General features: G+C 40.3%; 15 protein-coding genes. 7 read left to right on the top strand and 8 right to left on the bottom strand.

What is annotated here, in order from left to right; all coding sequences use genetic code 11:
* Positions 1 to 190 precede the first annotated feature (190 nt).
* From ABLA85_RS17800 to ABLA85_RS17790, 3 genes are all read right to left on the bottom strand, one after another.
* On the bottom strand, positions 191 to 1222 hold the full coding sequence (locus ABLA85_RS17800; RefSeq protein ID WP_367965669.1) for a hypothetical protein: 1032 nt from the start codon (positions 1220 to 1222) through the stop codon (positions 191 to 193).
* Positions 1223 to 1420: 198 nt separating this feature from the next.
* The gene (locus ABLA85_RS17795) at positions 1421 to 2272 is read right to left on the bottom strand and encodes an N-acyl homoserine lactonase (protein ID WP_367965668.1); all 852 of its coding nucleotides are present in this window, start codon (positions 2270 to 2272) and stop codon (positions 1421 to 1423) included.
* A 692-nt stretch (positions 2273 to 2964) separates the two neighbouring features.
* Positions 2965 to 3153 carry a hypothetical protein gene (locus ABLA85_RS17790; protein ID WP_367965667.1) on the bottom strand — a complete coding sequence of 63 codons (189 nt, stop codon included), beginning with the start codon at positions 3151 to 3153 and terminating at the stop codon, positions 2965 to 2967.
* A 268-nt stretch (positions 3154 to 3421) separates the two neighbouring features.
* On the opposite strand from ABLA85_RS17790, the gene ABLA85_RS17785 reads away from it, so the two are divergent.
* Together ABLA85_RS17785 and phoH are read left to right on the top strand one after the other, a co-directional pair.
* Complete coding sequence (locus ABLA85_RS17785) at positions 3422 to 4429, top strand: endonuclease (protein ID WP_367965666.1); 1008 nt, start codon at positions 3422 to 3424, stop codon at positions 4427 to 4429.
* 410 nt (positions 4430 to 4839) lie between these two features.
* Positions 4840 to 5637, top strand: coding sequence for a phosphate starvation-inducible protein PhoH (phoH, locus tag ABLA85_RS17780; RefSeq protein WP_367965665.1), 798 nt, complete (start codon positions 4840 to 4842; stop codon positions 5635 to 5637).
* A gap of 165 nt (positions 5638 to 5802) precedes the next feature.
* Here the strand turns inward: phoH and ABLA85_RS17775 are convergent, their stop codons facing one another.
* From ABLA85_RS17775 to ABLA85_RS17760, 4 genes are all read right to left on the bottom strand, one after another.
* Entirely contained in the window at positions 5803 to 6780 is a 978-nt protein-coding gene (locus tag ABLA85_RS17775; RefSeq protein ID WP_367965664.1) for a hypothetical protein, read from the bottom strand.
* Between the two features lie 328 nt (positions 6781 to 7108).
* Positions 7109 to 7267, bottom strand: coding sequence for a DUF2474 domain-containing protein (locus tag ABLA85_RS17770; RefSeq protein ID WP_367965663.1), 159 nt, complete (start codon positions 7265 to 7267; stop codon positions 7109 to 7111).
* Positions 7248 to 8255, bottom strand: coding sequence for a cytochrome d ubiquinol oxidase subunit II (gene cydB / locus ABLA85_RS17765; protein WP_367965662.1), 1008 nt, complete (start codon positions 8253 to 8255; stop codon positions 7248 to 7250). Before cydB ends, ABLA85_RS17770 begins: the two co-directional genes overlap by 20 nt.
* Positions 8245 to 9582, bottom strand: a complete 1338-nt coding sequence (locus ABLA85_RS17760) for a cytochrome ubiquinol oxidase subunit I (protein ID WP_367965661.1) — start codon at positions 9580 to 9582, stop codon at positions 8245 to 8247. Before ABLA85_RS17760 ends, cydB begins: the two co-directional genes overlap by 11 nt.
* 614 nt (positions 9583 to 10196) lie before the next feature.
* Between ABLA85_RS17760 and ABLA85_RS17755 the strand changes: the two genes are divergently transcribed.
* The 5 genes from ABLA85_RS17755 to ABLA85_RS17735 all read left to right on the top strand — a co-directional run bounded on the left by ABLA85_RS17755 (position 10197) and on the right by ABLA85_RS17735 (position 15404).
* Positions 10197 to 10985 (top strand): SDR family oxidoreductase, encoded by a 789-nt coding sequence (locus ABLA85_RS17755; protein WP_367965660.1) that lies wholly within the window; start codon positions 10197 to 10199, stop codon positions 10983 to 10985.
* Positions 10986 to 11042: 57 nt separating this feature from the next.
* On the top strand, positions 11043 to 12323 hold the full coding sequence (locus ABLA85_RS17750) for a styrene monooxygenase/indole monooxygenase family protein (protein WP_367965659.1): 1281 nt from the start codon (positions 11043 to 11045) through the stop codon (positions 12321 to 12323).
* A gap of 14 nt (positions 12324 to 12337) precedes the next feature.
* The gene (locus ABLA85_RS17745; RefSeq protein WP_367965658.1) at positions 12338 to 12886 is read left to right on the top strand and encodes a flavin reductase family protein; all 549 of its coding nucleotides are present in this window, start codon (positions 12338 to 12340) and stop codon (positions 12884 to 12886) included.
* 119 nt (positions 12887 to 13005) lie between these two features.
* Positions 13006 to 13806, top strand: coding sequence for a cyclase family protein (locus tag ABLA85_RS17740; RefSeq protein WP_367965657.1), 801 nt, complete (start codon positions 13006 to 13008; stop codon positions 13804 to 13806).
* Positions 13803 to 15404, top strand: coding sequence for a phytoene desaturase family protein (locus ABLA85_RS17735; protein ID WP_367965656.1), 1602 nt, complete (start codon positions 13803 to 13805; stop codon positions 15402 to 15404). Before ABLA85_RS17740 ends, ABLA85_RS17735 begins: the two co-directional genes overlap by 4 nt.
* 256 nt (positions 15405 to 15660) lie before the next feature.
* On the opposite strand, the gene ABLA85_RS17730 is transcribed toward ABLA85_RS17735, so the two are convergent.
* Positions 15661 to 15940 (bottom strand): IS1 family transposase (locus ABLA85_RS17730; RefSeq protein WP_367965655.1); only part of this gene is annotated, 280 nt, incomplete at its 5' end.

Genomic DNA, 15940 nt, shown 5'->3' with positions numbered 1-15940 from the left:
GTTTCTATTTTCATGGATTACACCCTGACTTAATGGTCAAAAAAAGTTCCATTGTGGTACTATTAATAAAAAATATATTGTTAGCTATGGTTATCAGAAGATAGTTTTCAGTTAAAAATGCAAAAAAACCTCGTTTAATCCAACGAGGTTTGTCAGAGGTCAAAGAACTTCTATTTCACAGAATTTTGTTTTATAGAATTTGTCGCAATACACGAGAAAAACTATATTCCCTTCCGGGATACATACTACCGACTGCGTAATCAATCAATACCAGATGCCCTCGATTTTCTTCTATCCAATCAGTAGGTAGCGGTACTGCCATTTGGTTTTGATCATCAACCTGTTTATAATCGGTCTGTAGCATTGTTCTACCTACTGCACGGATTTCTACTGTTTGATCAAAAGACATACCAGAATACTCTATCATAACGTGAATAGTGCCATCGTCACGGTAGAAAAGGGTGGGGGCTGGTAAATTAATATTCTGTTTTCCAATATCAAGATGTAAAGTTCCAGAGTATACAGCAGAGTCACTGACTAATTTTTCCACTTTAAACTGCACTTGTGCTGTATAACCAATCGTGTCAATAAATTCCATGCGAGGAATATAGAACGTCATCAGCATGACTTCATTTACTGTTTGAGTTGGTGTTATGTATGTATTATTACGACCTTTCCATATTACATTGACAATCTGCCCGGGAGCCATACCATCATAAACTGGCACATCTATTCTCAATTGATCTAACCTATAATAATCATCTTTTGTTAGTAATGTGCCATTATTACCTGTAGCATCTGGAGCACTTGGAGCATATTCAGGCAAACTGGATGTATCCAAAGATGCAAGAGTTATATTAACTATTGGTGACTCACGTACATTTTCATTACTGGTTATTTCGTAATGCCCTTGAAAGGCGCCATAAACAAAAACTTCATCTACAAGAAATAGTAAAGTGTATGAAGGAACATCCAATACGTCAGGCGTTATATAATAGGGTAGTGATTTTAGAACAGTTCCATCTTCATTATTTAAACAATTACCATTGAAACAAAGATAGCCAGTTATTTTATCACCAACTTCGTCACCAGCGTATTTATCAACCTTCATGATTATGTATTTATTTTTTGTTGCCCTAATATCATGCACATTAATAGTGCCCGTTTCATCTGCTTGTGGAAAAGTAGGTGGAGCAAGTGTTACATCATATAAACTTTTCATTGAATTACCTCTTGTTTCTGTTATGTAAATATTAGTTTGGTTGTTGTACTTTATACTTATTTAATGTGGAATTTTGTTGGTTTTTTATATGTTAATTTTCTATATAGCCTCTTAGGGTTTTTATTTAAAATTTATCTTTCATGAAGATATAATTTTTGTTGTTTTTAATTAGATGTACTTAATTTCAACTTGTTAATTCTAAGGATTAATAACCTGATCATCTGGATTATAGCTAAAGCTAATACCTTGATTGTTATCAGAAGGGAGTGTCATCTGTATTATTGGTATGATTACCCCTGTAACCTGATAAAAATCTTTTTGATCATGTTGTGCGCTATTTAACCCTTCATCACGATAAAAGAAGGCTTCGATAGGTAATTTATCCGGGATATTTTGGGGCCAGGTAGCCAAAATTAGTTCGTTATTTAATGGTAACTGAATCAGTGAGCGAACTTTAATTCCTTGCATAAATGCATCTGCGCTCCCTGTTCCTGTGACATCAAAACCACATTGGGCGAAGCGGCTGGAGTGAACAACATTTCTATAATGATTGACCCACTGTTCTGCTGTGGTAATTCCCTGTTGTTGGCAAGGAATGCTGTTTGGGTTTCCTGAATCAGGACCACATCCTTTGTCACTTCTGTTTACCGTATCTCCGTCAATGGGAAAATAGCAAAGAATTTCAGGGCTAACTTTATCAGCAGGATTTTCAATGTATGGAGAGAAAATAAAGCCATTTTTGTAATCATAAGCGAGTTCGATATCCTTAACATCATGTCTCAAATAGGAGAATGAAACACCGCCACTTTCCTGGGAATGTGGGCTTGGATTCCATGAGTGATATTTATCCGAAGCAATGGTTCCTCTCAGTAAAACACCTGAACATAAAAATGCAGGAAGACCGTCATCTCCACAATATTTTTGATTATCAAAGTACCTTTGAGTTATTTTGTTGGCAACATCGTAACCATTATGATTTGGATCAGCATTAACAATAGGGATAAAAAAGCTGAGTAGAAATATTTTGGTAAATAAAATTATTTTTTTCATATTATTATTGCCCTATCTATAATTTTACAGAGTTAATAAGGTGGTTAATGATGGTTTTTGAGATTTAAAGTATCTTATAACCTATGACTTAGATAATAATATGTAGCTACTATAAATTGTTTTATGTTGACTGCATAAGTAGTTATGTGATTTCAATCACTTGATATTATTATGATTTTATGCCTCCTGAATTTGTATGTGGTTTTTGGATGTGATTTTATCTTTGATTATTTCCTCTTTAATGAAATTTAAATTCAGGGTGATTGTGGTTTGTATAAGGTGTGTTTTTTATTTGATTATTTCAAATCACTTTTTTTTATCAGCCAATAACTTATTTTTATTGGTTTAAAGTATTTCTTTCGTTAAAGAAATACTTTAAACTATAAACCATGATTAATGTTTTTATATGTAATATGAATTTAATTCTTTTCTAATTTAATTTTTATAAAAGATGATTTTATCCAATCGAAAAAAAGGCGTGATGATAATAAAGTAAAATGAATACACGTAACAATTTTTTGGAAATTAATTTTTGGAAAAGGAATAATAAATTCCTGATTAAAGAATTTCAAAAGCTATCATTAGCCATTTCTCACCCAAAAAGAAACGCGGTGAGTGTTAATAATAAAACACAAAGAACCATTAGAAAAATAGATGGTTTTTTGTGTTTGTTTTTTAAACATAGAACAGGGTTATAGTTCATCAGAAAATGAATTTAAAGTAATATCTAACTGATTTTTACCTGCAATGATAACCTGAATTTGTAAATGATTTTCTGAAGTATGAATAGTATTGATAGTAACCTCTTCATTTCCTGAGTATTTTTTTACAACATCCAGTAGCTCGTGTTCAAGCTGTTCAAGTTTAGTATTGATCGTCATTTATTTTATTAAATATCGTAAAGTTGATTTAATTTTACTCAAATAAATAGAATTCAATGGCTTAATAAACAGAGTATTTGAGTCTTTAAAGATGCAATAAATTAACTTATTGCATGAATTAAGTGATATTGATTTAAACAAACTAAGTTAGCAAACTGATCCTACAGTAATCATTTAAGAGAAATTCGACAAAGAATATGTATCATTTATTTGTCTGATCAGGCAGGATACCAGATTAGTGTGATACAACAAGTGAATAGGTATTATTTTGAACAATAAAATTCGCCTTTGGGCAAATTATCTTTTATTTTTGGCATTCATTGCATCTTTTAGCGCATGGAGTATGCCGGCCAACTTTGAACAGGCTAAAATAGAATCACGAAAATATGTTTATGACGGGCAAGAAAAATCAGGCATTGGTACTTTGTATTGTGGCTGTAATTGGCAATGGGTAGGTAAAAGTAGTGGGCGTGTCGATCTGGCCTCTTGTCATTATCAAGTCAGAGCACAACAAACCCGTGCTGAGCGTATCGAGTGGGAACATATTGTACCAGCGTGGGTATTTGGCCATCAGAGGCAATGTTGGCAGAATGGCGGAAGAAAAAATTGTGTTGAAAATGATCCGGTATTTCGCGCGATAGAATCGGATATGCACAATCTGGCACCTTCTATTGGTGAAGTTAATGGAGATCGCAGTAATTTGAGTTATGGAATGGCTTCCAAAAATTTGCCTAATATGTACGGTGCTTGTAGCAGTAAAGTGGATTTCAAATTACGCCTTTTTGAACCGCGTGATAAAGTGAAAGGGATGGTCGCCAGAGTCTATTTTTATATGCATGATCGCTATAACTTGACGATGTCACGTCAGCAACAGCAATTAATGATGGCATGGGATCGTCAATATCCGGTAGAAGCCTGGGAGCGGGAACGGGATAATCGAATCGCCCGTATTATGGGGCACCATAACCCGTTTGTTACAGGAAGTAAAAAATGGCAATCAGGGCACAAAGATTCAGGTCAAAGGCTTAGTAAGCAAAATAATAGTCAAAATTTAAATTCATACCAATCAGTTGCTGAGCCGGTTTCAGTTAAAAAATCAACGACGAAAGTCACTCAAAGTGAAATAATTAAAGGCAATAAAAACAGCCAGATTTACCATTTTGCACATTGTTCAGGATATAAGACAGTAGCAGATAAAAATGCTGTTTATTTTCGTTCGGAATTTGAAGCTCAGAAAGCCGGGTATTATTTGGCAGGTAATTGTAAAAATAACTAAAGTATTCTGATTTGTTATTTTATGGCTTTCACTGGTTTATTATTTTTTCAATGAAAAGTTAAAAAATGTTTCAGTAAAGTTTAAATTGCTACCTTGTCATGAATAAAAAACTGTCATTATACTGACATCATAGCCCGCTAGATTTGGTCTGGTTGTTATAAAAAAGCGGGCCATGCGAGGAATGCTGATGACAGATACTGAAACAATGACAATTCAGTTAGAAAGTGAACCGGTGATTGAAACTGAACTACCCATAAAAAGGTGGTCATTTTAGCACCGGTTTTTTATGGGCCTTAATGAGCTGAAAAGGGAGCTCCCATCTATTCTATATAACGCAGTTATTCTATCAGTGGTAGAGCCATCGGTGATAGAACACGACACGTGTGAAGCCAACGATAAGGTGTGTGACTATGAGTAGACAGAAAGCAGTGATGAAATCTCGTCGTGAAGTCAGAAGAATGTTAAAAAAAGATATGCGTCAATCTCGTTATCACAATGATAATAATGTTACCTCATTAGTCCAAATTAGCGGTGTAGAAGCCATTGGAATGGCGTGCGAAAACAAGGATATATCTGAAATTCGTCCACGCAATGAAGTGCAATATCGCTATATATGGGCTATTAATAATAAGCAATTGATTATTGCTAATGGTGAAGCAGGTTGCGGTAAAACTTTTATCAGTACGGTGATAGCGGCTGATGCACTTATCAATAAAGAGGTTGATAAAATCATTGTGACACGTCCGGTATTGCAGGCAGAAGAAGATTTGGGTTATCTGCCGGGCGATATGGCAGAAAAGTTTGCACCTTATTTCCGTCCGGTTTATGAGGTTTTATTAAAACGTATGGGAGCATCATTTTTGCAGTATTGTCTGCGTCCTGAAATAGGAAAGGTCGAAATAGCGCCTTTTGCTTATATGCGAGGCAGAACATTTGAGAATGCGTTTGTGATCCTTGATGAAGCACAGAATGTCACTATCAATCAAATGAAAATGTTTTTAACCCGCTTAGGGGAAAATATTACCGTCATTGTGAATGGGGATATAAGTCAGTGTGATTTACCAGACAATATCACATCAGGGTTGCTGGATGCACTAGAAAGGTTCTCCGATGATGAAGCGATCAGTGTAATTCATTTTTCTCAGGAAGACTGTGTGCGTTCCAGATTGTGCCAAAAAGCGTTGTTGGCTTATAATACGGCGGTTTAGTATTGAAACAAAAATTGCTCAGAAGAGAGATTTTAAGAAGAGCTATTTCAAAGAGTAAAGCGGCTTCATTCGTTGTTGATACTTATTGTAATATATTGTTCAAGAGTGAAGCCGTTAATAATTGCATTATAAATGATAGCCCCAGTTCTGCTAAAACATATTATTTTAAGCTTTTATCTTTACCCGGTTATTTACGATAAAGTACCCTCCGAATACAGTATATTTTCCTCGGTCAGCTTTGTTAGGATCTCTTATAATTTTTCTCTGATTATCTGTTTTTCTCACCCTTTCTTTACCAAGTTTATGTGCCCACATCTGAGTTCGGTACTGATCGAAAACTAAACGATACCAATGGTAATCCCAGTTGTATGAATTATCTGGCATAGTATAGAGAGCAACAACATAATTGGGATGATATTGTGCATCTGTAAACTCATCAAGTTTAACTAACCCATCAGCAATAGCCCCATCTATAACAGCTTGAAGATAACGTTTTGTATAAGGAAATGTGATTGGTTTACCACCGTAACTGCCGGGTTGAGGATAATCGTTACTTGCATAGTTACATGCGTAAGCATAACAATTATTCAGAGCAATGCGGGTGGGATCATTCCAGAAACCCTGGTTATACCTGGCCGCATCTACATCATAAACTTGTCCAGTTAATGGATTGGTAAATTTTACTGACATATGCCAACTTGGTTCGTGTATTTGATTAAATACAGTCGTTTTGTATTCCTGTTCATCTTGCTCTTCATCTTGTTGTTCAGCGTTTAGGGAAGTAACAACGTTATCTGGCTGGAGATCTTGTATTTCCTGTTTTATATGTTTTTTGAGTGGATCATCTTGGGTAAATTTTTCAAGTAAAACGAAGCCAAGCTCTTTACTGTCTTGTAGATTTTCCGCCATACCATCACAGACATGAAATGAATTAGTGAGCCCATATTGAAGTGCTGACCCTTGTGCAGAATCTTCAATTTCGACAAAAAAACCAGAAAATCCGAGCTTTCTTTCACTGATGCCAAAGTTTATTCCCTTTTTCTTATCTCGCATGAAATCTAATAACGGTTTGATATCAGTTCCGTCAAAAAACCATTGATAATTTTCCCGTCCTGAAAATGTAAGTAATGTTATTTTGATCATATCAAACTCCGTATATAAATTTAGTATAAATATTATTTCCCCAAAAAATACAATATGCTTGAGAATATATTTATAGTGTATAAATATATATTTGTTAACATTAAAATTATCTGAATGAATATCTAAAATAGATATGTTGCTACTGATTGTTTTATAAATCTGTCTTTAAGTTTGTGGGTGAATTATTTTTCTGGAAGAGAGTTTTAATAAATCCCCAGACACAGAATCCATTGTGACCGGGGAAAATAAGTTAATATGATAAAAATTAAAAAGTGGGTATAACGAAGAAATAAATATGCCAATATTGAATGGGTAGAAAATTTAATAATTACTTAATTTTCATACCCGCTGCTGTCATTAAAAAACGAAATAAAGTGGAAACAGCATAAAGCGCTAATACACTACAAAGCCAAATTATTATCAGCCAGCCCAATCTTTTCCATAATGGAGAATGGGTGTGCTCTGTTTTAGTGGTAGCCTTGTTCATGGGTAATTTTTCCTCGGAAGACATAATAACTCCAACAGGTGTAAACCAAGATTATCGGGATAATAAATAGCGCGCCAACGAGCATAAAACCCAGTGATTGAGAAGGGGAGGCAGCTTCTTCATAACTGATAAACGGAGGGATGATATTTGGCCAGATGCTGATCCCCAACCCACTGAAGCCCATAAAGACTAATAACAGTGCAGCCAAAAATGGGGTGTAATGGCTATTATTCTGATTGGCTGTCAGCAGTTTCCAGCCTGAAAATAAGACCAGTAATGGCACAGGTATAAAGAATAGCAAGTTAGGAAAACTGAACCAGCGCCCGGCAATAGCGGGTTGAGAAGCCGGTGTCCAAAAGCTGATGATAATGATGGCTGTCAGCATCAACAAGGTTAACGGGCGTAGAAGACCATACATTTGTTGTTGCAAATGTCCTTCAGTTTTCATCACCAACCAGCCACATCCCAATAGTCCATAAGCAATAAGCAAACCAAAACCACAAAATAGCGGAAATGGTGAGAACCAATCGAAAATACCGCCAGTATAGGTGCGATTTTCGATTGGGAAACCGTCAATAACTGCTCCGATAACAATGCCTTGTGTAAAAGTAGCAATAATGGAACCAGCAATAAACGCTTTATCCCAAATGGGTTGATGCGCTGGCGTTGCTTTGAAACGGAATTCGAAAGCCACACCACGGAATATCAGCCCCAGTAGCATCATCGTTAATGGGATCGCCAACGCATCCAAAATAACAGCATATGCCAGAGGGAAAGCGCCAAATAACCCGGCACCACCGAGCACCAGCCAGGTTTCGTTACCATCCCAAACAGGTGCTACCGAATTCATCATCAAATCACGGTCTGATTGTTGCTTAATCATGGGATACAAAATACCGATACCAAGATCAAAGCCATCCATCACGATATACATCATCGTGCTGAAGGTAATAATCAGGAACCAAAGCAGAGGAAGATCAATGCCCATTGGTTAACTCCTTATTGGGACCTTTGCGGATAAGTTTCATCATATAGGCATAACCGACACCGAATACGGCGCTGTAGACAACAAAGAAAATCAGCAAACTGATACTCATATGGATCTCACCGTGGGCCGAAACAGCATCTTTTGTACGCATCAAACCATAGACAACCCACGGCTGGCGGCCAATTTCAGTGGTGAACCATCCGGCCAAGATGGCAATCAGGCCAGAAGGTGCCATCAGGAGCATAAAACGGAGGAAAGCCCGGTTTTGGTACAAGCGCTTTTTATAACGTAACCACAATCCCCAAATGCCCGCCATAATCATTAATAGCCCTAACCCAACCATGATCCGAAATGACCAGAACACCATGAAAGCATTGGGGCGATCTTCTGGTGCGAATTCTTTTAATGCCGGAACTTGTTTATCAATACTGTGTGTCAGGATCAGACTGGCCAGGTAGGGAATTTTGACTGCATAACGAGTCTCTTCTGCTGTTTGATCAGGAATGCCGAATAAAATGAGTGGAGTTGCCTCACCGGGATGATTTTCCCAATGACCTTCCATCGCAGCAATTTTAGCAGGCTGGTGTTTCAGTGTATTCAGGCCATGTAAATCACCAATCATGGCTTGTAACGGAGCAATAATCAGGATCAGCCACATCGCCATAGACAGCATTTTCTGCATGGCTGATGAATTATTGCCTTTCAGCAAGTGCCAGGCAGCAGAGGCAGCAATAAAGAATGCGGAGGCAAGAAAAGCTGCGGTTCCCATATGCAGCAAGCGATAAGGGAAAGAAGGGTTAAAGATAACTGCCAGCCAATCTACAGGAACGACTTGATTATTGACAATTTCGTAACCTTGTGGCGTCTGCATCCAGCTATTGGATGCCAGGATCCAAAAGGTGGAGATGATCGTTCCGAGAGCGACCATACAGGTGGCGAAAAAATGAAGTTTTTCACCCACCCGATGCCAGCCGAACAGCATAACGCCAAGAAATCCTGCTTCAAGGAAAAATGCGGTCAATACTTCATAGACCAGCAAGGGGCCTGTGATCGTTCCTGCAAAATCAGAGTAGAAGCTCCAGTTAGTGCCAAATTGGTAGGCCATGACTAAACCAGAAACCACCCCCATACCAAAATTAATTGCAAAAATTTTCGTCCAAAAGTGGTATAACGTTTTATAGTCTGGATTGCGTGTTTTCAGCCATAAACCTTCCAACAGAGCAAGAAAACTGGCTAAGCCTATCGTAATGGCAGGAAAGATAATGTGAAAAGACACGGTAAATGCGAATTGTATCCTTGCGAGTTCAAGGGCACTTAACCCGAACATAGTGACCTCTTATTTTTGACTGAACCCTATTGGGTAAAAGAAGTGAAAGAGTGAAGACAAGTAGAGCACACCGATTTTGGATATAACAGTAACAATTTTTTATTTGTTTACTATAACAGTTTAGTTTAGATCAAATGCGTAACATAAGTTAAACAATGAAGAAACATTAAATTTAACTGAGGTAATATTATGAAAAAATATAATATATCCATAATAAAAATGAGTTGGTTAATAAAAAAATCTGATTAAAGTTGCAACATAATAACATAGCCAATGGTTTATATAATCACCAAATAAATAACTCTTGATATTAATGATGGTGAATATAGAACGGCAATTTTATTAAATCATCTAATAAGAGAAGCGAAAGTAATGATTTGAAATAATATAAACCGGACTTTGGTCAGCAATCAGGTTCCAATGGTTGTAATATGAGAATTAGTTGAGTTTATATATTCGATTTATACATACCTGCACTAAATGGATCTTTTCTGCATATATAGGCTATTTGACTTTCTCTATTTCACGTAATGATATCCCTCATGATTCATTAGTTACTGATTAATACACTAAATAGTAATGGATTGGGTATATATGATATAAGGGGATCACTCATGAAAGGCTTAAATAATAAAGTTGCTATTGTTACTGGTGGTGCCACTAAAATTGGTGCAACTGTTGCCAGTGTATTGAGTGAATATGGTGTTAAAGTTGCGATTTTCGATATTGACCGGGAAGGGGGAAAGAAGGCCTGTAATTTCCGACCGGATTCCATTCGCTTCTGGCATGTCGATATTACCGATGATAAACAACTTGTTCAGGGAGTGCATGAGGTTGCTGCTTATTATGGTCGTCTTAACTGCCTCGTTAATCTCGCTGCAACTTATCTGGATGATGGTCTGGTTTCTAGTCGCGAAACGTGGCTGACCGCACTAAATATCAATGTGGTCAGTGCCGTCAGGGCAGCTCAGCTTGTACACCCTTATTTTATGGTTGCCGGAGGTGGAGCGATTGTCAATTTCACCAGTATTTCATCTTCTATTGCCCAGACAGGCCGCTGGTTATATCCCGCGTCAAAAGCCACCTTACTGCAAGTTACCCGCAGCATGGCAATGGACTATGCTGCTGATCACATTCGTGTGAACTCTGTCTCGCCGGGTTGGACTTGGTCACGGGTCATGGATGAATTGACTCAGGGCAATCGCCAGAAAACGGATGAAGTTGCCGCAGATTATCACTTGCTTGGCCGTGTTGGCGATCCTGAAGAGATCGCTCAGGTAGTGGCATTTCTTCTTTCTGATTTAGCGAGTTTTGTGACCGGAGCTGACTACGCTGTTGATGGTGGCTATTCAGCAATGGGGCCTGAGCAAGCCAAGCCTGCTATTTCTCGTTTGGCGGAATAGGAGAAATTAGGAATGGTAGCGATTCCAGATATAACACAACCCGAAGGAGTAAATATTATGCGACGTATAGCTATTGTCGGAGGTGGTCAAGCCGGACTGCCTTTGGCTCTTGGTCTGCTTGATAAAGGCTATCAGGTCACTGTTGTTACCAATCGCACGCCTGATGATGTCCGAACTGGCCGGGTGATGTCGAGTCAGTGTATGTTCGATTCCTCTTTACAATTTGAACGTGATTTAGCTTTGGATCAGTGGGAAACACAATGCCCGCCCGTTGAAGGTATCGGTTTTACTGTTCCTCATCCTGAAATTCCGCATGAAAGGGTGATTGACTGGAGTGCACGACTCAATAACTACGCACAGGCTGTTGATCAGCGTATCAAGATGCCATTTTGGCTGGAACAGTTTGCTTCTCGCGGCGGTAATCTGGAAATTTGTGATGTGGGAATTACAGAGTTGGAACAACTAACAGCCAGTCATGAGTTGGTTATTTTGGCCGGGGGAAAGGGGGACATCGTGAAATTATTTGAACGTGATGCTTCCCGCTCTCCTTATGAAAAACCCCTGCGCGCATTAGCCTTGACTTATGTGCATGGTATGTTGCCAGTCCCCGAATATTCCCGTGTTTCTTTTAACTTGATCCCAGGAGTAGGGGAATATTTCGTTTTTCCTGCCCTGACCCTGAGCGGCCCTTGTGACATTATGGTTTTTGAAGGGGTTCCAGGAGGAGCAATGGACGGCTGGCGAGAGGCCAGAACAGCGCAGGAACATCTGGCCTATAGCAAGCATATCCTCAAAACGTTCTTGCCGTGGGAAGCGGCACGTTGTGAACAGATAGAACTTACCGATGAAAATGGCATTCTGGCTGGCTGTTTTGCGCCAGTAGTACGCAAACCAGTATTGACATTGCCTTCTGGTCGTCAAGTCCTTGGGTTGGGGGATGCGGTAGTCACAAATGATCCGTTGACCGGACAGGGTTCCAATAACGCAACTAAAGCCTGCAAAGTTTATTACGAAGCTATTCTTACCCGTGGTGATAAACCCTTTACGGTAGAATGGATGAATGACACATTCGAACAGTCCTGGAAATATAGTCAGTACGTTGTGGAATGGACAAACAGCCTGCTTATCCCGCCAAAACCCCATATTCTGAATTTGTTGGGCGCGGCTCAGCAACTACCTGCTCTTGCCAGTACGATTGCCAATGCTTTTAATCATCCTCCTGTATTATTTCCGTGGTGGCGGGATAGCGCTGCCTGTGAAGCATATATCCATGATGTGCGGGTGGCTAATAATGCGCAGGCCGCTCATTCGCAAGTTGTTGAGAAGAGCGGGTTCTGAACGGAGTATCCGATATGACGATGAATATTCAGAACATGCAAATACCGTTGCCTGATGTTGAATGGGGGATGGCAGAATTTGAAACACGAACGCTGCGCACACTCTTAGGATGTTATCCAACAGGGGTGGCGATTGTTGCAACACGCACTACTGACGGAAGGAACGTTGGGTTGACCATCAACTCATTTGCTTCACTTTCACTGAAACCGCCTTTGATACTCTGGAGTCTGGTTAATCATTCTCCCAATCTGTCTGCATTCCGTAGCTGTGAATATTTCACAATCAGTATCCTTGGCTGTGACCATCAGGAGCTGGCTCTGCGTTTTGCCAATCCAAGAGTTGAAGATAAGTTTCAGGGTATTCCCGTGCAGGAAACACCGGAAGGGATGCCGTCAATTGATGGTGCAATAGCGACACTGGTTTGTGCCAATCATCAGCAAACCCATCTTGGCGATCACCTGTTAATGATTGGGCAGGTAAAGCGTATTGCCAGCATTGAAGGAAAACCACTGGTTTTTCATGCTGGTATGTTTACTGCGTTGCATGATATTCGGGAAATATGACAGTCCGCCATCATCCATCGTTTTTCAAATAACAGTTTCGTTGATTACGCTGCATTTTGAGATCCGCAGAGTCAGGATTGATCATTCTGTCGTTTTACTCAGATGTTGGGAGAAGATGAATGAAAAGCCCACTAAATGTATTTGTTACTGCTCTGAGTCAGGGAAGTATGAGGATTATCGATCTCACGCAGACATTGTCTTCTGGTTTTCCGGCCTTGCAGTTACCGAAACAGTTTGGGCAAGTCTGGTCATTCAAAATGGAACGTATTTCTCATTATGACGAGAATGGCCCGGCCTGGTATTGGAATAATTTTAGTTGCGGTGAGCATACGGGAACCCATTTTGATGCCCCGGTACACTGGATAAGCGGTAAAGATCATGCAGATAATACGGTTGATACTATCCCCCTGCATAATTTTATCGCGCCCGCGGTGGTGGTGGATGCCAGTCAACAGGTGGCACGATATCCAGATTGGTTGCTGACGGTTGAGTTTTTACAGGCATGGGAAGAACAATACGGACGTATTCCTGCCCAGACATGGTTACTGTTCAGAACGGATTGGTCGAAACGGGCTGATGATCCGGTTCGTTTCCTTAATATGCGTGATGACGGTGCTCACACGCCGGGGCCGAGTCAGGAAACGGTAGAGTGGTTGATCCATGAACGTGATATCCGGGGATTCGGAGTAGAAACAATTAATACCGATGCGGGGCAATCCTATTCATGGCCGATGGTTTATCCTTGTCATACCTTGATGCACGGGGCGAATAAATACGGTTTGCAGTGTTTGAAAAACCTCGATTTATTACCGCCAACCGGCGCAGTAATTATTGCCGCGCCTCTCAAGATTGAGGGAGGATCAGGAAGCCCACTGCGTGTCCTGGCTTTGGTCGAACAGCTCGCAGGAATGGCATCATGAGTAGAGCTAAACCGCAAGTGATCATTATTGGCAGTGGGATAAACTCATTGGTATGCGCTGCTTTGTTGGCTATATGGGGGAAATCTGTTCTGGTACTGGAGCGGAATGCCATGCCAGGCGGTTGTATCCGTACAGAAGAACTTTTTCCCGGTTATACCCATGATGTGTTCTCCTGCTGGTATCCACTATTTCTAAACAGTCCGGCTTATCAAGTGCTGAAACCTGCATTGGAAAAAGCAGGTTTGGAATTTATACACAGTGATTATTCAACCGGTCTGGTTCAACCGAATGGCAGGGGAATCGCTTTAAAGCAGAATATCCTGCCTTCGGCCTTGCAGTTTGATGCCATTGCGCCAAAAGATGGGGCAGCATTTCGCCGCATGGTACAACAGATCCTTCATGATGATGCTGCATTGATCTTTGGCTTACTAGGGCAAAACCCTTATGGTTTTGGCATACTCAAGCTGTTGTTCTCTGAATGGCGAAAACGTGGCATTGATGGATTAACTGAATTTTTCGGCAACTCACTGGAAACTTTCCGGCGCTGGTCTGAACGTGAATTGCAGTCTGAATTCAGTCGGGCGCTCATTGCACCGTGGACACTACATACCGGACTGGGGCCGGATGATGCTGGCTCTGCCCTGATTGGCAAATTGACCTTTGCTGCGGTGATAGCCGGAGGAATGCCAGTGGTTAAAGGTGGTGGTATTCGCATCGTTGAAGCATTACAGGCGATCATCGAACAAAAGGGTGGTCAGCTTCTTACTCATACCCAGGTTGACCGTATCATTACGCAAGGGCATGGAAAAAAACGCTGTGCTTTTGGTGTGATAGCCGCAGGAAAGGTTTATCACGCCCGCGATGCCGTCGTTTGCAATGTAACTCCTCAACAGCTTTATGCTCATTTATTGGATAACGTTCCTGATACAGTCCGGCAACGTGCACAGAACTATCGTTACGGACGTGGTGGGATGCAGATTCACTTTGCCTTGAATACGCCTCCATCATGGTGTGAACCGGAGTTGCGTCATGTGCCGCTTATTCATTTAACGGAGAGTATGGAACAGGTTTGTTTGTCTGTCACACAGGCTAATAACGGTTATTTGCCGAGTCATCCGACACTGGCTATAGGGCAACCAACCGCGCTTGATGCTTCCAGAGCTCCCGAAGGAGGGTGGATACTATGGGTTCAGATGCAGGAATTACCCGGTTATTTGAAAGGGGATGTTTTAGGCGAGATTTCTATTCCTGCTGATGGCAAATGGAATGAAAGCGTGCGTGAAGCAGTTGCAGATCGCGTACAGTCTCGTCTGGAAGCTGTTATACCCGGTTTTTCATCTTCGATTGTTGGGCGTAAGGCGTATTCTCCAGCAGATTTACAGGCATTGAATTGCAATTTGGTTGGGGGAGATCCCTATTCAGGAATTTGCTCACCAGATCAATTTTTCTGGCTGCGCCCTTTTGCCTCTTCGCAAGGTACGCAAGCACATCAAACTTTTGTCAGTAATGTATTCCATATTGGGGCGTCAACACATCCTGGCCCTGGGTTAGCCGGGACTTCTGGCTACCTTGTTGCCCGTCAGATTGCGCGGCGCTAATCAAACACCTGGCAATAAAATCAATGACGTTAAAATTCAGGCAGTTTATTTGTCTGGTTTTATCATTGCTTAACTGACGAGGCCAGCAGTGCCAGCCTCGTTAATAATAATTAAGTTAATTTATAGTAATATTATCCTTAAGTTCGAATGTATTGACTATTTCTGTGCTGATAGTGGCAACAGCTTCGATAATATTTTCGTGATAGCGATCATTAATCAATTTAATGAGTCATGTATTGAATGGTTAGATCACTCGCTAAACGTAGTTTTCACGCTCAATAAATGTCCCTATCACTTTGTCGTGCATTTCTTCCGATTTAGAATAGCCGATTGTTTTTCGATTCAGCCTTTTTAGCCGGGTACGATGGGTAAGATTATTTCGCTCTATTCGTTGAGTAAACGTCTTGCCAACAAGATGGTTTTCTTCCGGAAGGCAATGATAAACCGCATAATCATCCGTACAGTAGAACCGAATGTTAAAGGGAGACAACAGTGCCAGTAATTTATCCCGTGTTTTCCTGCTGCGATCACCAAAA

The sequence above is a fragment of the Xenorhabdus sp. SGI246 genome (genome assembly GCF_040838225.1).
In the GTDB taxonomy this organism is placed as follows: domain Bacteria; phylum Pseudomonadota; class Gammaproteobacteria; order Enterobacterales; family Enterobacteriaceae; genus Xenorhabdus; species Xenorhabdus indica.
Note: the sequence above shows the minus strand (reverse complement) of the source record. Positions and strands in the feature narration are given on the sequence as shown.